This is a genomic window from Motiliproteus sp. SC1-56 (assembly GCF_017309075.1).
In the GTDB taxonomy this organism is placed as follows: domain Bacteria; phylum Pseudomonadota; class Gammaproteobacteria; order Pseudomonadales; family Balneatricaceae; genus Motiliproteus.
The window spans coordinates 26,993-44,488 of sequence record NZ_JAEMGS010000019.1 but is presented as its reverse complement, the minus strand read 5'-3'; the positions used below and the strand labels follow the sequence as shown (position 1 = coordinate 44,488).

The window sequence follows — 17,496 nt, the reverse complement described above, 5'->3', positions numbered from 1 at the left end:
AGCCTCTGGGGTTTAGCGTGGTGCCCCCGTGGCCGCACTCTCATGCCGTGGCGGCGCCCCCAGGGTCGGGAGCTTAACCGTTCTGGTTGAGAAAGTGCTCTGCCTGGCGGTCTATCAGGGCCTGGTAGTCCGGTGACAGGGTGGTCAGCAGGTAGGCGTGCTCGTCGGTCTTGCGGTACCCCGCCTCGGCCAGCAGCCGCTCTGACAGGTGGGGGACGGAGAACAAACCCGCGTCGGTGATCAGTTCATTGGCCTCGAGGCTCTGGCTCATTTGCGAGCCGCGTTGGGCAAGGCCCTGGGGGTCGTCGGTCACGCCCATCACCAGCGCCATCTTGATATTCACCACGGGTGAAAAGTTCCTGATTCGCTGCTGGTTAATGCCGCGGTAGAGACCGTTGAACAGCTGTGCCGCGCACAGGGCGTTAACCCCGTGGCTGTGTTCACTGGACAGCGGCTCGAAATAGACGCACCAGTTGCCGGCCTCATCCTCCTGCAGGCGTCCCCGGTAAAGCAGGGCCACCTGTTCCAAGTCCTGCCGGTAGCGGGCCAGCAGTCGAGTTCGCTCTTCTGCTTCCAGGGAGTCGCTGGCGGCGCTGCGGTGATCCACGTAGAACAGGTAGAGGCTTTGCTGAGCGGGTGGGGCGGTGAATTCGTTTTCGGCCGTGACGACCGGCTCGAGGGGCGCCGGCGGGGCGCCGGTTACGGGGGCTGCTGGAGACTCATCGCCCGCAGAGGGGGGCAGGCTTTCGCGCAGCTCGTCGGCCAGGTGTTCTAGCTGCTCGTGGAGCGGCAGCTCCTCCTCCGGGAGGGGGGGGGCAAAGCGGCGGTTGAGGAGCCGGCCGATGCGGCCGAACTCGTCCCGCCGTTTCTCGTCCAGGGGGGTGATGGTGTCGTCCCGGCGCAGCTCTTCCGCGGCTCGGTTAAGCGCCTGTAGCGGCTGGCGCAGGTGGCGTGACAGGCCGTAGAAAGCGGCGAGTCCCAGCAGGGCGGCCAGGGCACTGATCAGCAGGGTGCGGCGTACGCTGGCCTGGGTCTGGCGCTGGAGGGGTGTCTGGTCGAGGTAAATGCGCACGCTCCCCAGGAGGTCGCCCTGGATATCGATGGCGTGCTGAAACTGCAGCGCGCTGTCGGCACCGGCCTGTGCCAGCTGCTTGCCCTGGCGGTCGAGAATTTCCGCTCCCCGGACCTGGGGGGCATCGGTCAGCTGCTTGAGGGCGATGTTGAGGCTCAGCCAGTCCTGTGACAGCAACATGGGGCCGGCGTTGAGCGCGGTCTGAAAGCTGATGGCCTCGCCCAGGGTCTGAAGCTGGGCCTGACCCTGCTGGTTGAGCTCGCGCTGCAACTGGTAGAGGCTGGCGCCGTGGCCCAGTACCAGCACCAGGGCGGCGACACAGAGTAGCTTCAGGGTGACGGGTAGGTGGCGTGGCTTCATGGGTTCGGGCCGGGTCTCAGGGGCGGGCGCTACACCGCCTTCCGTTACAGCGCAGGAATCATATCAAGGGGTGGGGTAGGCCGTCACCCGCGGGGGGGGAAATTGGCTTAGCCGGGCCTGGAAACAGGCGTTATAATGCCCCGATTGTTTGTTAAAAGGTGGACTGATGGACGTCAAGGCATACATGTCAGGCCTCGGACAGCAGGCACGGGAAGCCGCCGCACTGCTGAACAAGGCCAACAGTGGAACCAAAAATGCGGCATTGCTGGCGATGGCGGAGGCGATCGATGACGCCCGTGCCACCTTGCTGCAGGCCAACGCGAAGGATCTTGACGCCGGCCGTGAGCGAGGCCTGGATGCGGCGATGCTGGATCGTCTTGAGCTCAACGATGAGCGCATCGACGGCATGATCGAAGGGTTGCGGCAGGTGGCCGCGCTACCGGATCCGGTGGGCGGCATCTCCGATATGAACTTCATGCCCTCGGGTATCCAGGTGGGCAAGATGCGGGTTCCGCTAGGCGTCATCGGCATCATCTACGAGTCCAGGCCCAACGTGACCGCCGAGGCGGCCAGCCTCTGCCTGAAATCCGGTAACGCCACCATCCTGCGCGGCGGGTCCGAAGCGATTCATTCCAACCAGGCGATTGCCGCCTGCATCCGTCGGGGACTGACCGCGGCAGGGCTGCCTGAGGCCGCGGTGCAGGTGGTGGAGACCACCGACCGTGCGGCGGTGGGGGAGCTCATCACCATGCCCGAGTATGTTGACGTGATCGTTCCCCGCGGCGGCAAAGGATTGATCGAGCGGATCAGCCGGGAGTCACGGGTTACGGTGATCAAGCACCTGGACGGCATCTGTCACGTTTACATCGACCTGGAGGCGGACCCACAGAAGGCGCTGGATATCGCTATTAATGCCAAAACCCATCGCTACGGCACCTGCAACACCATGGAGACCCTGCTGGTCCACGAGACCATCGCGGGGGAGATTCTGCCTGCGCTGGCGGAGGCCTACGGGGCCAAGGGCGTCGAGTTGCGCGGATGCGAGGCGACTCGCGCAATCCTCGGGGGCATCAAGGAAGCGACCGAGGAGGACTGGTCCACCGAGTACCTGGCGCCGGTGCTCTCCATCCGTCTGGTGGCGGACATGGATGCGGCCATCGCGCACATCAACCGTTATGGCTCCCACCATACAGACGCCATCGTGACCGAAAACTACAGCCTGAGCCGGCGCTTCCTGGCCGAGGTGGACTCCAGCTCGGTGATGGTCAACGCCTCCACCCGTTTTGCCGACGGCTTTGAATACGGACTGGGGGCGGAGATCGGTATCTCCACCGACAAGATCCACGCCCGCGGTCCCGTGGGGCTGGAAGGGCTGACCTCGCAGAAGTACGTGGTACTGGGTGACGGCCATATTCGGCAGTAACCCCCTCGGAGCACCATCCCTATGACTGACGCCGTGGCCTTTATGGGAGGCACCTTCGATCCCATCCATAACGGCCATCTGCGCACCGCCCTGGAGATCCGCGAACTGCTGGCGTTGAGAGAGGTGCGCCTGGTGCCCTGTCACCGGCCGCCGCACCGTGAAACGCCGGGGTGCAGCTCGCAGCACCGGCTGCGCATGGTCGAACTGGCCGTGACCGATGAGCCGGGACTGCGCGTCGACGGGCGCGAACTGCGCTCGCCCGAGCCTTCGTATACCGTTGCAACCCTTAAGTCGCTGCGTGCTGAGCTGGGGGACGAGCGCCCGTTGATCATGGTGCTGGGCATGGACTCCTTTCTGGGGCTGCCCACCTGGCACCGGTGGCAGGAGCTGATCACTCTGGCCCATATGTTGGTGGTGCAACGTCCGGGCTGGCGTTTTGCAGACAATGAGCCCATGGCCCGGTGGGTTCGCGATTATCAGGTAACCCGTCCCGAAGCCCTGCTGGAGGCGCCGGGCGGGCGGGTGTTGATCCACGGTTTAACGCCGCTGGGCATCTCTGCGACCCAGGTCCGCGAGCGGATTGCGGCGGGCGGGTCGCCCCGGTTTTTAATCCCTGACGCGGTGTGGAACTATATCCGCGAGCAGGGACTCTACAACGTCAAATTTTGAGGAACCCATGCAAACTGAGCAACTGATCGAACGGGTGGAACACGCGCTGGAAGACATTAAAGCGCGGGATGTGGTGAAGCTGGATGTGCGCGGCAAGAGTAGCGTTACCGACTGGATGGTGATCGCCAGCGGCTCCTCCAACCGTCATGTCAAAGCGGTGGCCGACGCCGTGATCAAAGAGGCCAAAGAGTCCGGGGTTCGCCCCCTCGGCGTGGAAGGCATCGACAGTGCCGAATGGGCGCTGGTCGATCTGGGTGATGTGGTGGTGCATGTCATGCAGCCGCAGTTTCGCGATTTCTACGACCTTGAGCGGCTCTGGGGGCCGGATGCGGCCACGCCGGCGGAGGGGGAAGCCTGATCCGGCATGAGAATTAAGTTGATCACCCTGGGGACCCGCATGCCATCCTGGGTCACCGAGGGCTATCAGGAGTACGCCAAACGGTTTGGCAGCGGCGTTACCCTGGAACTGCAGGAACTCGCACTGGGCCACCGCGGCAAGGGCAGCGATCCTGCGCGGGCCATCCAGCGCGAGGGGGACCAGATGCTGGCGGCCATTCCCAAGGGGGACCTGGTGGTGGTGCTGGATGTAAAAGGGCGGCCCTGGAGCACCGAGCAGCTGGCCGACAAGCTCGCTGGCTGGCAGATGGACGGCAGCGACCTGAGCTTGCTGGTAGGGGGGCCGGACGGCCTCGACCCCCGCTGCTTGGCACGGGCGGACCAGCGCTGGTCCCTGTCTGCGTTGACCCTGCCCCATCCGCTGGTGCGGGTGCTGCTGGCCGAGCAGCTCTACCGCGCCTGGACCTTGCTCCAGGGCCATCCTTATCACAAGTAGTCTGTAATGAAAAAACCGGTTGCCCTCAAGGATCACCAACGAGAAAGACGTACCTTCACCAACCGGGTGATGCTGGCTTTTGCCGTGGTGGTGGTGTTCATGCTGGTGCTGGTGGCCCGGCTGTTTTATCTGCAGGTGATTGAACACGACGTCTACCGCACCCTTTCCGACAGCAACCGGGTCCAGTTGCAACCGGTGCCTCCGACCCGGGGGTTGATCTATGACCGCAACGGCGTGTTACTGGCCGACAACCGTCCCAGCCATAACCTCACTCTTGTGCGTGAGCAGGTAGGGGACCAGGAAGCCCTGGAAGCTACCATCAAGCAGTTGGCCAGCCTGGTGGAGATCAGCGAGCGGGACGTCGAGCGTTTTTACAAGCGGCTTTCCCAGCGCCGCCGCCCCTACCAGTCGGTCCCGCTGAAGTTTCAGCTCAGCGACGAAGAGATTGCCCGGATTGCGGTCAACTATCATCGCCTGCCCGGCGTGGAGGTGGAGGCGGAGCTGATCCGTTACTACCCCTACACCGGCTCGCTGGTGCACGCCCTGGGTTACGTCGGGCGGATCAACGAGCGTGAACTTGCCCGGGTGGATGCCCAGGACTACAGCGGCACCCACCATATCGGGAAACTGGGGGTGGAAAAGTTCTATGAGGACCGGCTTCACGGTACCGTCGGGCTGCAGAAAGTGGAGACCAACGCCCGCGGGCGGGTGCTGCGGGTGCTGGAGCGCACCGACCCGATTCCCGGTGAAGACCTGCAGCTGCACCTGGATCTGGGCCTGCAGCTGGTGGCCGAGCGGGCCCTGAACGGCCAACGGGGCGCGGTGGTGGCGCTGGACCCGGCCACCGGTGGCATCCTGGCCCTGGTGAGCGCCCCTGGCTATGACCCCAACGAATTCGTCACCGGGATCAGCAGCAAGGATTACCGCGCGTTGCAGGAATCCGACGACCTGCCGCTCTTTAACCGCGCCATACGCGGGCGTTACCCGCCGGCCTCCACGCTGAAGCCGGTGATTGGGCTGGCCGCCGTGGACAGCGGCACGGTCAGCCTGGGGTATGACATCTGGGATCCAGGCTATTACCAGATCACCGAGGGCGGGCGGCGCTACCGTGACTGGAAGCGGGGCGGCCACGGCCGGGTCGACCTGCGCAAGGCGATCGAGGAGTCCGTGGACACCTACTTTTACGACGTGGGCCACCGCATGGGGATCGATCCCATGTCCGACTACCTGCAGCGCTTCGGCTTTGGCCAGGTTAACAGTCTTGATCTGCCCGAGGATCACGCCGCGATTCTGCCGTCCCGGGAGTGGAAACGGCGGATGCGCAACCGGCCCTGGTACCCCGGGGATTCGATTAACCTGAGCATCGGGCAGGGCTTCATGCTGGCCACCCCGTTGCAGCTGGCTACCGCGACCATGGCGATCGCCAACCGCGGTCAGTGGCGGGTGCCGCGCATGCTCAAGGCGATCGAAGGCGATGAGAACGCAGTCGTGGTTCCCGAGGACAAGCAGCATCCGGACATCAAACTCAAGCGTGAGCGCTATTGGGACTACATGATCGAGGCCATGGAGGACGTGGTGCATGGCCGCCGTGGCACCGCCCGGGGGATTGGCCGGGACCTGAATTACCGTATCGCCGGCAAGACCGGGACGGCCCAGGTGGTCGGCATCAAGCAGGACGAGGAGTACGATGCCGAGGCCCTGGCCGAGAAATACCGGGACCATGGCCTCTTTGTCGGCTTCGCCCCGGCTGAAGCCCCTCGGATCGTCGTCGCCGTGGTGGTCGAGAACGGTGGGGGGGGCAGCAGCGCCGCCGCGCCCGTGGCCCGCGAAGTGTTCGACGCCTTTATGGCCCGAGAGTTGACCGAAGTGGTGGCCCAGGAGGAGCAGGGGTGAATTACCGGGATTTTCAACGCACCCTGCCCGAGGCCGCCAGCCACCTGCAACGGGGGCGCAGCCTCTGGTCTTATACCCACCTGGACGCCTGGCTGCTGATTTTCCTGCTGGCGCTGGCCGGCTACGGCCTGTTTGTGTTTTACAGCGCCTCGGGGCAGGACGTTCAGGCGGTTCAGCGTCAGCTGATCCGCTACGGGGTCGCCTTCGGGGTGATGCTGCTGCTGGCCTGTATCGATCCGCGCCTGCTGCGGCGCTGGGCGCCCTGGCTGTTCGTTGCCGGGCTGGGCTTGCTGGTGGCGGTGCTGGTGGCAGGCGTGGGGGCCAAGGGGGCGCAGCGTTGGATCGCGCTGCCCGGGCTGCCGCGCTTTCAGCCCTCGGAGGTGATGAAACTGATCGTACCCATGACCCTCGCCTGGTTTTTCGCCGAACGGCCGCTGCCGCCGCGGGCGAGCCATGTGCTGGTGGTGTTGGTGCTGCTGTTGATTCCGACCCTCCTGATCGCCAAGCAGCCGGATCTTGGGACTTCGCTGCTGATTGCCTGCAGCGGCCTGTTTGTACTGTTGCTCTCCGGGATCCGCTGGCGGGTGATTTTCGCTGCCGCCGCGGTGGCGGGCGCCTGCGCGCCGCTGCTCTGGATGGGTATGCGGGACTACCAGCGCCAGCGGGTGCTGACCTTTCTCAACCCCGAGAGCGATCCCCTGGGCGCGGGCTGGAACATCATCCAGTCCAAGACCGCCATCGGGTCCGGCGGGGTCTACGGCAAGGGGTGGCTGAACGGCACCCAGTCGCACCTGGATTTTCTTCCCGAGAGTCACACCGACTTCATTATCGCAGTGCTTGCCGAAGAGCTGGGGCTGGTGGGGGTGCTGGCGTTGCTGGCAGTCTATCTGCTGGTCATTGCCCGCGGTCTCTATATAGCCGCCCAAGCCCAGGATACCTATGGCCGCCTGTTGGCTGGCAGTCTGACCCTGACCTTCTTCGTCTATGTGTTCGTCAATATCGGCATGGTGAGCGGTATCTTGCCGGTGGTCGGGGTACCGCTGCCTCTGGTCAGCTACGGCGGCACATCGATCGTGACCTTGATGGCAGGATTTGGCATGATCATGTCCATTCACACCCACCGCACCATGGTGACCCGCTGACTGAGGAGACCGCTTGGTGAAGTTTTCCGTTCGCTCATCCCTACGTGGCCTGATTGCCTCGGCCTTTGCTTTCGCTCTGTTGCCGGCTGCCGCCGCAGACCCAAACTACGCCGAGCACCCTGAAGCCAAGGCGTTTGTCGACCGCATGGTGGCAGAGGGCTTTGAACGCAAGTCGTTGGAGGCGCTGATTGCCGAGGCCGAACGTAAGGAGTCGATCCTGACGGCCATCGCCCGGCCCGCCGAAAAACGGCTGAACTGGGGCGAGTATCGGCAGATTTTTCTCGGCCAGAGCCGTATCGATCAGGGTGTGGCATTTTGGAATGAACACCGTGATACCGTGGGGCGGGCCAGCCGGCACTTCGGCGTGGCGCCGGAGGTCATCGTGGCGATTATCGGCGTAGAAACCCGCTACGGACGAAACGCCGGCAGTTACCGCGTCATCGATGCCCTCGCCACCCTGGCGTTTGATTACCCGCCGCGCAGCAAGTTCTTCGGTGGCCAGTTGCGCGAGCTGCTCTACCTGCTGCGGGAGGAGAAACTCAGCCCCTTGTCCCTGACGGGGTCTTACGCCGGCGCCATGGGATACGGCCAGTTTATTCCCAGCAGTTACCGCAATTACGCCGTCGATTTCGACGACGACGGGGTGCGCGACATCCTCAGCAATCCGGTGGATGCCATCGGCAGCGTCGCCAACTATTTCGCCCGCCACCACTGGCAGGAGGGGCAGCCGGTGGCGGTGCCCGCGCAGGTGCCAGCAGACCTGGATGACGACCGGGTCAGTACCAAGCTCAAGCCCGAGCTAACCCTCGAGCAGTGGAAGGCCCTGGGGGTAACGCCCCGAACGCCGCTGGGCGCTGATGAGCAAAAAGCCACGCTGATGAAGCTCGAATTTGATGACCGGCCGGCTGAGTACTGGCTGGGACTGGAAAATTTCTACGTCATAACCCGCTACAATCGCAGCCACCTTTACGCGATGGCGGTCTACCAGTTGAGCGAGGCGATCCGGGAGCAATGGCAGCGGGAGAACGGGTGAGCCTCAAGCCGGTGCGTTTCGCAGGGTTGCTGGTGGTGGCGTTGTTGGCCGGTTGTGCTGCCAACGAGCAGCGCTCCGATTCCCGTTACACGCTGAAGCAGGACCGGGGGCCGGGGGCGGCAGTGGACCTGTCCCATGTGCCCGATGCGGTGCCGCGGTTCGAGCCGCCGAGCCGGGGGGGTAACCGCAGCCCTTACACCGTCTGGGGCAAGCGCTACCATGTGCTCGACAGCGCCCAGGGATATCGCCGCCAGGGTATCGCCTCCTGGTACGGCAAGAAGTTTCACGGGCACAAGACCTCCAACGGCGAAACCTATGACATGTATGCCATGTCGGCGGCCCACAAGTCGCTGCCGTTGCCGACCTTCGTGCGGGTGACCAACCTGGACAACGGTCGCAGCGTCGTGGTGCGGGTGAACGACCGTGGCCCGTTTCACGAGGGGCGTCTGATTGATCTTTCCTATGCCGCGGCGTACCGGCTCGATATGTTGAAGCAGGGCACGGCCCGGGTGGAGGTGGAGGCGATCATGCCGCCGCACCCCAGCGCTGCACCTCGCCTGGCGCAGGCGGATGCGCAGGCGAAGTCGGTGGCCGGTGTGTCAGTGCCGGCGCCGGCCGCACCCGAAACGCAGTTTGTGCAGGTGGGCGCCTATGGTTCCTGGGGCGCGGCGCAAAGCGTAAAAACCCGCCTGCAGTACCTGTTGCAGAGCCTGCCGGTGGTGATCAGCAAGCGCGAGGGGGAGCAGCCCCTCTACCGGGTGCGTCTTGGCCCCCTGGCGGCAACGGACTCGCTTGAGAGCCTGTTCGAGGCGTTGCGCTCGGCCGGCTTCGAGAGCCCGCGGGTGGTGGACTTGCCCTGAACCATTCGCTAAAGTTAGCGCCTGTTTTAGACCCTCCCACTTCACAAAACCAAGTCGATTCGTCATGAGATATCCTGCGGTTTTTGCCTCTTTTGTCGCCTTTTTGCTTCTCGCCCAGTCCGTTGCGGCGGCGCCGGCCCTGATTCCTTCGCCCCCCAAGCTGGCCGCCAGCTCGCATATCCTGATAGACGCCGACACCGGCAAGGTGATCGACGCCAGCAATCCGCACCAGCCGCTGCCGCCGGCCAGTCTTACCAAGATGATGACCAGCTACATCGCGGAGTACGAGATTGCCAAGGGCAATATCAGTAAGGAGGACGATGTACTGGTCAGCGAAAAGGCCTGGCGGACGCAGGGCTCGCGGATGTTTATCCGCGAGGGGACCCAGGTCAAAGTGGGTGACCTGATGAAGGGGATCATCATCCAGTCGGGGAACGATGCCAGCGTCGCCATGGCCGAATACATCGCCGGCAGCGAAGGGGCTTTTGCCGACCTGATGAACCAGCATGCCACCCTGCTGGGAATGAAGAATTCTCACTTTGTTAACGCCACCGGCCTTCCGGCCGAGGATCACTACACCACCGCTTACGACCTGTCCCTGTTGGCTCGGGCGATCATCAAGGACTTTCCCGAGCACTACGGCCTCTACTCCGAGAAATATTTCACCTATAACAAGATTCGCCAGCCCAACCGCAACAAGCTGCTCTGGCGCGACAAGAGCGTGGACGGCCTGAAAACCGGCCACACCGACGCGGCCGGCTATTGCCTGGTGGCTTCTGCCGAACGTGACGGCATGCGCTTGATTTCAGTGGTGATGGGCACCAGCAGTGAAGAAGCCCGGGCTCAGGAGAGCCAGAAACTGCTGGCTTACGGGTTCCGATACTACGAGACCCTGGAGCTTTACAAGGCCGGCGAGGTGCTGAACGACGCCAAACTCTGGGCCGGCATCGGTGATTCGATCCAGCTGGGGCTGGAGGGGCCGCTGGCGGTCACCATTCCCCGTGGCCAGAGCGACGCCCTGGGCGTGACCCTGGACCTGGACAAGGTGATCAAGGCGCCGGTGGCCGCGGGCGAGCAGTACGGCACCCTCAACGTCACCCTGGGCGAAGAGACCCTGGTGCAGGCCCCCGTGGTGGCGCTGCAGAGCGCCGAGCCTGCTGGGCTCTTCAAGCGTATTTGGCACAGCATCGTGCTCTTTTTCATGGGGTTGATCAGCTGAAAGGCTTAGCCTTGGCCCTCGCGCTTTGAGCAAGCGCCTGCGATGAACCAGACTTGGGTGAGAGTCCCGAGGAGCGGCGCGCGATGACGAACCTGGTCTACCTGAACGGCGAATACCTGCCCCAGGCCGAGGCGAAGATCTCTATCTTCGATCGCGGCTTTTTGTTCGGGGACAGCGTCTACGAGGTCATTCCCTTTTACAACGGCGTCGGCTTTCGCCTTGAGGAGCACCTCGCACGCCTGCGAAGGGGGCTTGAGGCGGTGCGTATTCGGGCGGAGGAGGACTGGGAGCAGATCTGCCAGACCCTGGTCACCCGCAACGGCGGCGGGCACCAGGCAGTTTATCTGCAGGTGACCCGGGGGGCTGACACGCACCGGGTACACGCCTACCGGCCGGACTTAAAGCCGACGGTGCTGCTTTTCAGCTACCCGATTTGTATGGCCCTGAGCGGTGACCCGGAGACCATTGAAGGCATTCGAGCCGTCACCACCGAGGATATCCGCTGGCAGCGCTGCGATATTAAGGCGACCACCCTGCTGGGCAATATCATGGCCCTGCAGCAGGCCACCGACACCGGCGCCGACGAGGCGCTGATGGTACGCGATGGTTTTCTGACCGAAGGTTCGGCCTGCAACCTGTTTGTCATCGAGCAGGGGCGGATCGCGACGCCGGCGCGGGATCACCGTATTCTCGGCGGGACCACGCGGGATCTGCTGCTGGAACTGGCAGCCGAGAACGGCATCCCCTGGACGGAGGAGCCCATCGCCGAGGCGCGGCTAGCCCGCGCCGACGAGGTCTGGATCAGCAGCTCCACCAAGGGGGTGCTGCCGGTGCTCACGATCAACGGCTGCGCGGTGGGAAGTGGCGACAAGGGCCCGCTCTGGTACCGCATGGCGGGGCTGTTTAAAGCGTTTGAGAAAACGGTGTTCGGCTTGGAGCCGAATGCCTGAGAGGTTGATATGAGCAAGCAAGAGCCGCCTAAAATCGAATTTCCCTGCGAGGGCTACCCCATCAAGGTGATTGGCCAGAACGGCAGCGGGTTTGAGGACCTGGTCATCGAGGTGGTGCAGAAACACGCGCCTGATCTGGACAGTACCGAGGTAAGCGTGCAGGCCAGCCGTAACGGCCGCTTCCTTTCCGTACGCTTTCGCATCACCGCCACCGGCCCTTCACAGCTCAAGAGCATTCACCAGGACCTGATGGCCACGGGCCGCGTGCAGATGGTGATCTGATGGAGCTGGTGGTCAGACAGCTGGGCCGTCAGCCGTACCAGCCCGTCTTTGAGGCCATGACCCGATTCACCAATGGCCGTACCGAGAATACCTGCGACGAGCTGTGGCTGCTGGAACACGAGCCTGTCTTCACCCAGGGGCAGGCGGGTAAGGCCGAGCATCTGCTGGCGCCCGGCGACATCCCTGTGGTGCAGGTGGACCGGGGCGGCCAGGTGACCTACCACGGGCCTGGGCAGCTGGTGGTGTATCTGCTGCTTAACCTCAAGCGGCTTAAGCTTGGGGTCCGCGACCTGGTGAGCTTGATGGAGGAGGCGGTGGTCCACACCCTGGCCGCCGAGGGTATCGAGAGCTACCCGAAGCCCGACGCGCCCGGGGTCTACGTTAACGGCGATAAAATTGCCTCCCTGGGGCTGCGGGTGCGGCGCGGCTGCAGTTTTCACGGCCTGGCCCTCAACGTGGACATGGACCTCGCGCCTTTTCAACGGATCAACCCCTGCGGCTACGCCGGCCTGAGCATGACCCAAGTGGTGGACCAGGGCGGGCAGGGCGACACGGTGCGTTTGGGTGAGCGCCTGTTGGAATACTTGACCGTTCGGTTGGGTTATAATTCGCCGATTATCAAAAAGCATTTGGATTAGCATGACAGAACAGTCGAAAAAACGTCCCGTTCGCATCGAACAGGGCGTCAAACTGCGCGGCGCCGACAAACTGGCCCGTATTCCCATCAAGGTGGTGCCCACCGAAAAGGGTGAACTTCCCGCCAAACCGGACTGGCTGCGGGTGCGCATGCCAGCATCGCCGGAAGTGACGCGGATCAAGAAGCGGCTGCGGGCCCACAAGCTGGCCTCGGTCTGCGAGGAGGCCAGTTGCCCCAACCTTGGCGAGTGTTTCAGCAACGGCACCGCCACCTTCATGATCATGGGGGATATCTGCACCCGTCGCTGCCCATTCTGCGACGTGGCCCACGGCCGACCCAACCCGCTCAGCCCAGAGGAGCCGCGGGAGCTGGCCGAGGCCATTGCCGACATGGGGCTGCGTTACGTGGTGATTACCTCGGTGGACCGGGACGATCTTCGCGACGGCGGTGCCCAGCACTTTGCCGACTGTGTCACCGAGACCCGCAAGCGGGTGGGTGAGATCGAGGTGGAAATCCTGGTGCCCGACTTCCGCGGCCGCATGGACGCCGCGCTGGACGCGCTGCAGACCTCGCCGCCGGATGTGTTCAACCACAACCTGGAGTCGGTACCCCGCCTGTACAAAAAGATCCGCCCGGGTTCGGATTACCAGTGGTCCCTGGAGCTGCTCAAGCAGTTCAAGGCCCGTTGCCCGGATGTCACCACCAAGTCCGGGCTGATGGTGGGGCTGGGAGAGAGTAACGAGGAGATCGTCCAGGTGATGCGGGATCTGCGCGCCCACGACGTGGATATGATCACCATCGGCCAGTACCTGCAGCCCAGCCGTGATCACCTGCCCGTTGACCGCTTCGTCCACCCCGAGGAGTTCGAGGGGCTGGCGGAAGTTGCCCGGGAACTGGGCTTCAAGCATGTGGCCAGCGGACCCTTGGTGCGCTCTTCCTACCACGCCGATCGCCAGGCCCATGGCGAGAAGGTGCGCTGAGTTCGTTCCCGGCGCCCACAAAAAAGCCGCTCTTCGGAGCGGCTTTTTTGTGGGCGCGATAAAGGGCAGTTATCTCTGCAGGCGCGTTAGTGCCGAGTGTCATCGGTGACGCCAGGGCTTATACTTAGGGATTGCTAATATAATAGCGGCGCTTATCCTGGGTCTTTATACGAGGGCGAGGCGGAGTGATTTTAGAGCCGTTCCGCGTGGCGCAAATTAAGCAGGTAACCCCTATGCTTTCCAGCCTTTTGAGTTCAGTCGCACGCTGGCTCCGTCCGTTGTGGTTCTTTGTTATAACGGGCTTGCTGATTACCACGTTAAGCCGTATCGGGCTGCTCATCTGGCAGTCCGATCGCTTGGTCTCCCAGCAGGATGCCTGGACGGTGTTGGGGTTTGGGCTCCGGGTCGACCTTTCTATCCTGTGTTACTGGCTGCTCCCGGCCTTGCTCGCCATGCTGTTTTTCCCGCTGCGCTGGGCGTCCTGGCCGGTGCGGATCTGGCTGGTGGCCGGTCTGACGCTGATCGCCTTCATGGAAGTGGCCACGCCGGGGTTCGTCGCCCAGTATGACCTACGTCCCAACCGGCTTTTTGTCGAGTATCTTGAATACCCGCAAGAAGTGTTCGGAATGTTGCTCGGCGGCTTCCTGCCGGAGCTGGTTTTCGGCGTGGTAGTGCTGGTGGCTGTGCCCTGGGCGTGTTGGCGAGCTGTGCGGCGCTGGTGCTCACCGGAGGACGCATGGCTTCCATGGTGGCAGCGAGGCCTGGTGCTGGTACCGGTGCTGCTGCTCTGCGTGCTGGGCGCGCGGGGGACGCTGCAACACCGGCCCATGAACCCAAGCTACACCGCTTTCAGTACCGACTCTCTGGTTAATGCGTTGACCCTCAACTCGTTCTATTCGGTCGCGTTTGCCGTCAAGGCGATGCGCAATGAGATCGATGCCTCTGAGTTGTACCCGAGAATGGCCGAGCAGGAGGTGTTTTCCACCCTGAGACAAGCCATGATGATACCCCGGGGGCTGTTTTCATCCCCGGTCTACCCGACCTGGCACGAGCAACGGCCTTCCACCTCCACCGCGCTGCCTCGATATAAGAACCTGGTGATCATCCTCGAGGAGAGCCTGGGCGCCCAGTACGTGGGTTCGCTGGGCGGTGATGATCTGACGCCAGAACTTGATGCGCTCGCTAAAGAAGGCTGGTTGCTGGATCAGCTCTTTGCCACCGGCACCCGTTCCGTGCGGGGCATCGAGGCGGTCATCACCGGGTTTGTGCCCACGCCGGCCCGCAGTGTGGTCAAGCTGCCCCGGTCCCAGCGAAACTTTTTTACCCTCGCCTCGCTGTTGAAGCAGCAGGGCTACGACACCTCCTTCATTTACGGCGGGGAGGGGCATTTCGACAATATGGGGAGTTTTTTCCTGGGTAACGGTTTCGACCGCGTCGTCGATCAGCGCCATTACAAGAACCCCAAATTTATGGGCTCCTGGGGGGTGTCCGATGGTGACCTGCTAAGGAAAGCGCACGGGGAGTTCAGTCGCTTGAAGCAAGCGGGGCAGCCGTTTTTTAGCCTGGTGTTCAGCTCCTCCAACCATACCCCCTACGACTACCCGGAGGATGAGATCACACCGGTGGAGATGCCTGCCCGGTCGAAGCGAAACGCCATTCGCTATGCCGATCATGCACTGGGTGAGTTTTTCCGCGATGCCCGGGCGAGCAACTACTGGGAAGATACGCTGTTCCTGGTGGTGGCTGACCATGACGACCGCGTCTACGGACGTCAATTGGTGCCGGTGGAGCACTTCCGGATTCCGGGGCTGTTGCTCGGGGAGGGCCTTCCGGTTAAGCGCGACCCGAGGGTATTCAGTCAGATTGACCTGCCGCCCACATTGCTCTCCTTGCTCGGGGTTGAGGCCGCGCACCCGATGGTTGGCCACGATATTACACGATTGCCAGAGACCTACCCGGGGCGGGCCATCATGCAGTACGACCAGAGCCAGGCCTACTGGCGCGGTGATGAGGTGGTCGTTCTGCAGCCTGCAAAACAACCCAGGACTTTCAAGCTCGACCGCACGACCTACGAGTTGGTCCCTACCGAGGACAACCCGGACTTGGTGAAGGAGGCGCTGGCCCATGCCCTCTGGGGGAGTCTTGCCTACAAGCGCGGTCTCTATCCCGCTTCGGCCGGGGTCGAGGGTTAGAAGGAGTGAATAAGCAACCGGAGCGCTTGTCATGGCGCTCCGGTTTTCCGAGCGGGTAGATCAGCCCTCGGATGGTCCCAGCCGTTTTCGAACATCGGCTGTTCTTCTGGCCGCGACTCGCCGCAACATCGCCTCTCAAAGTGCGCACCCTGATTCGGGGCTATAGTTGGTGCGAATGATTGCTGAGTGCGCCGATGCGAGTCGGCAACCCCCGTGACGCTTCTCAGACAAGGAAGGTAGCCCGAAACAGCAGGGACAGCTTTCACCAAAGTTTTTCTTATCTCGGTGCCCACGCACTTGCCGTTTGTATCGGCTTTCTTTTTTGACTCTCTTTGAAGCGCACTGTGTGTGCAATGGCCATCAGTGATGGACAGGAGAGTTGATATGATTAAAAAACAAGGGACGGGCGTACTCTGTGCGGTCATCTGTACGCTGAGTTCGCTCGCCCATGCTCAGGAAAAACCCAATATCCTCATTCTCTTTCCCGATGATGTGGGGTGGCAGAATGTCAGCGCCTACGGCCTCGGGACCATGGGATATCGAACCCCCAACATCGACCGGATCGCGCGGGAGGGGGTGATGTTTACGGATCACTACGCCCAGCCCTCCTGCACCGCGGGGCGCGCGGCGCTCATCACCGGGCAGTACCCGATCCGCAGCGGCATGACTACGGTGGGCCGACCGGGGGCCGAACTCGGGCTCAAGCCGGAGTCGCACACCCTGGCCGAGGTCCTGAAGGAGTTGGGTTACGCCACCGGGCAGTTCGGCAAGAACCACCTGGGTGACCGTAACGAGCACCTGCCGACGGTGCACGGTTTTGACGAGTTTTTTGGCAACCTTTACCACCTCAATACGCAAGAAGAGTTTGAGCAGATCGACTATCCCAAGGATCCCGAATTTTTCGGGAAATTCGGCACGAGGGGCGTTTTGCACACCTGGGCGACGGAAGTTGATGACAACACCGTCGATGCGCGTTTTGGCAAGGTTGGCATGCAGAGAATTGAAGACACCGGTCAGTTAGGTCGCGAGCGCATGAAAACCATGGATCAGGAGTTCGTTGAGGCCAGTCTCGACTTCATCAAACGGGCCAAGGATGAGGGTAAGCCATTCTTTGTCTGGTTCAATCCCAGTCGAATGCACATGTACACGCGGCTCAGCGACGAGAGCCGCTACCTGGCCGCCGAACACACGACGGAACACGATGTTTACGGCAGCGGCCTGATCGAGCACGACCAGCAAATTGGCCAGATGCTCGCTGCGTTGGAGGAGATGGGGGTGCTTGATAACACTATCATCGTGTACTCCACCGACAACGGCCCGGAGCACAGCGCGCGGCTGCACGGCGGAACCACGCCGTTCCGGGGCGAGAAAATGACCACCTACGAGGGGGGTGTCCGGGTTCCGATGATGGTGCGTTGGCCCGGGAAAATTCCCGCTGGCACGGTGCTTAACGGGATTCAGACGCACATGGACATCTACACCACGCTGGCGGTCGCAGCCGGTGAGCCTGACATCGCCGAGAAGGTGCTGAAGGAGCACAAGCAGCCGCTGGACGGGGTTAATAACCTGGACTACTGGATGGGCAAGAGCGATGAAAGTGCCCGTGACCACTACCTGTACTACTACGAATCGAGCATCAAGGCGATCCGTTACAAGCAGTGGAAGCTGCACTTCGAGACCAGCGAAAATTACTACGATACGTACGTGAAGCAGAAATTCCCGATCTTTTACAACATCCGGATGGATCCATTCGAAAGCTTTGACGGTGTGACCGATCGCTCCGATATCGTGCAGGCGAAGCAGTGGCTTAACGAGCCCGTGCAGCACCTGCTTGGTGAGCATATCAAGTCGCTATCTGAATACCCGCCGTTGCAGAAAGCCGCCAGCTTTGACTTCAGCGCGTTGATGGAGCAGCTGATGTCGGGCAAACAGTGAATGGTTGCGTGCCGGGG

At 62.6% G+C, this 17,496-nt stretch carries 16 protein-coding genes; 15 read left to right on the top strand and 1 reads right to left on the bottom strand.

Translation table 11 applies throughout. The features are described from left to right. Positions 1-73: 73 nt before the first annotated feature. Positions 74-1,432: an AhpA/YtjB family protein gene (locus JGZ97_RS16850; protein ID WP_207063867.1), complete on the bottom strand. Its 1,359-nt coding sequence runs from the start codon at positions 1,430-1,432 to the stop codon at positions 74-76. Between the two features lie 166 nt (positions 1,433-1,598). On the opposite strand from JGZ97_RS16850, the gene JGZ97_RS16845 reads away from it, so the two are divergent. The 15 genes from JGZ97_RS16845 to JGZ97_RS16775 all read left to right on the top strand — a co-directional run bounded on the left by JGZ97_RS16845 (position 1,599) and on the right by JGZ97_RS16775 (position 17,479). Continuing rightward, positions 1,599-2,855, top strand: a complete 1,257-nt coding sequence (locus JGZ97_RS16845; protein WP_207063866.1) for a glutamate-5-semialdehyde dehydrogenase — start codon at positions 1,599-1,601, stop codon at positions 2,853-2,855. 21 nt (positions 2,856-2,876) lie between these two features. Then, positions 2,877-3,524 (top strand): nicotinate-nucleotide adenylyltransferase, encoded by a 648-nt coding sequence (gene nadD, locus JGZ97_RS16840; protein ID WP_207063865.1) that lies wholly within the window; start codon positions 2,877-2,879, stop codon positions 3,522-3,524. A gap of 7 nt (positions 3,525-3,531) precedes the next feature. Further along, positions 3,532-3,882 carry a ribosome silencing factor gene (rsfS, locus tag JGZ97_RS16835; protein WP_207063864.1) on the top strand — a complete coding sequence of 117 codons (351 nt, stop codon included), beginning with the start codon at positions 3,532-3,534 and terminating at the stop codon, positions 3,880-3,882. Positions 3,883-3,888: 6 nt separating this feature from the next. Further along, the gene (gene rlmH, locus JGZ97_RS16830) at positions 3,889-4,356 is read left to right on the top strand and encodes a 23S rRNA (pseudouridine(1915)-N(3))-methyltransferase RlmH (RefSeq protein WP_207063863.1); all 468 of its coding nucleotides are present in this window, start codon (positions 3,889-3,891) and stop codon (positions 4,354-4,356) included. A 6-nt stretch (positions 4,357-4,362) separates the two neighbouring features. After that, positions 4,363-6,249, top strand: coding sequence for a penicillin-binding protein 2 (gene mrdA, locus JGZ97_RS16825; RefSeq protein WP_207063862.1), 1,887 nt, complete (start codon positions 4,363-4,365; stop codon positions 6,247-6,249). Further along, a complete protein-coding gene (gene rodA / locus JGZ97_RS16820) occupies positions 6,246-7,391 on the top strand; it encodes a rod shape-determining protein RodA (protein ID WP_207063861.1) in 1,146 nt (381 codons plus the stop codon). The genes mrdA and rodA overlap by 4 nt, the downstream gene beginning before the upstream one ends. A 16-nt stretch (positions 7,392-7,407) precedes the next feature. After that, entirely contained in the window at positions 7,408-8,424 is a 1,017-nt protein-coding gene (gene mltB / locus JGZ97_RS16815) for a lytic murein transglycosylase B (protein ID WP_370584090.1), read from the top strand. Then, entirely contained in the window at positions 8,403-9,284 is an 882-nt protein-coding gene (locus JGZ97_RS16810) for a septal ring lytic transglycosylase RlpA family protein (RefSeq protein WP_207063859.1), read from the top strand. The genes mltB and JGZ97_RS16810 overlap by 22 nt, the downstream gene beginning before the upstream one ends. 64 nt (positions 9,285-9,348) lie before the next feature. Next, on the top strand, positions 9,349-10,503 hold the full coding sequence (locus tag JGZ97_RS16805; protein WP_207063858.1) for a D-alanyl-D-alanine carboxypeptidase family protein: 1,155 nt from the start codon (positions 9,349-9,351) through the stop codon (positions 10,501-10,503). Positions 10,504-10,586: 83 nt separating this feature from the next. Further along, complete coding sequence (locus JGZ97_RS16800; RefSeq protein ID WP_207063857.1) at positions 10,587-11,453, top strand: D-amino acid aminotransferase; 867 nt, start codon at positions 10,587-10,589, stop codon at positions 11,451-11,453. Positions 11,454-11,462: 9 nt separating this feature from the next. Continuing rightward, entirely contained in the window at positions 11,463-11,735 is a 273-nt protein-coding gene (locus JGZ97_RS16795; RefSeq protein WP_207063856.1) for a DUF493 family protein, read from the top strand. After that, on the top strand, positions 11,735-12,373 hold the full coding sequence (gene lipB, locus JGZ97_RS16790; RefSeq protein ID WP_207063855.1) for a lipoyl(octanoyl) transferase LipB: 639 nt from the start codon (positions 11,735-11,737) through the stop codon (positions 12,371-12,373). Before JGZ97_RS16795 ends, lipB begins: the two co-directional genes overlap by 1 nt. A gap of 1 nt (position 12,374) precedes the next feature. After that, a complete protein-coding gene (gene lipA / locus JGZ97_RS16785) occupies positions 12,375-13,352 on the top strand; it encodes a lipoyl synthase (protein ID WP_207063854.1) in 978 nt (325 codons plus the stop codon). Positions 13,353-13,585: 233 nt separating this feature from the next. Beyond that, entirely contained in the window at positions 13,586-15,544 is a 1,959-nt protein-coding gene (locus JGZ97_RS16780) for an LTA synthase family protein (RefSeq protein WP_207063853.1), read from the top strand. A gap of 384 nt (positions 15,545-15,928) precedes the next feature. After that, a complete protein-coding gene (locus JGZ97_RS16775; RefSeq protein ID WP_207063852.1) occupies positions 15,929-17,479 on the top strand; it encodes an arylsulfatase in 1,551 nt (516 codons plus the stop codon). Positions 17,480-17,496: the final 17 nt, after the last annotated feature.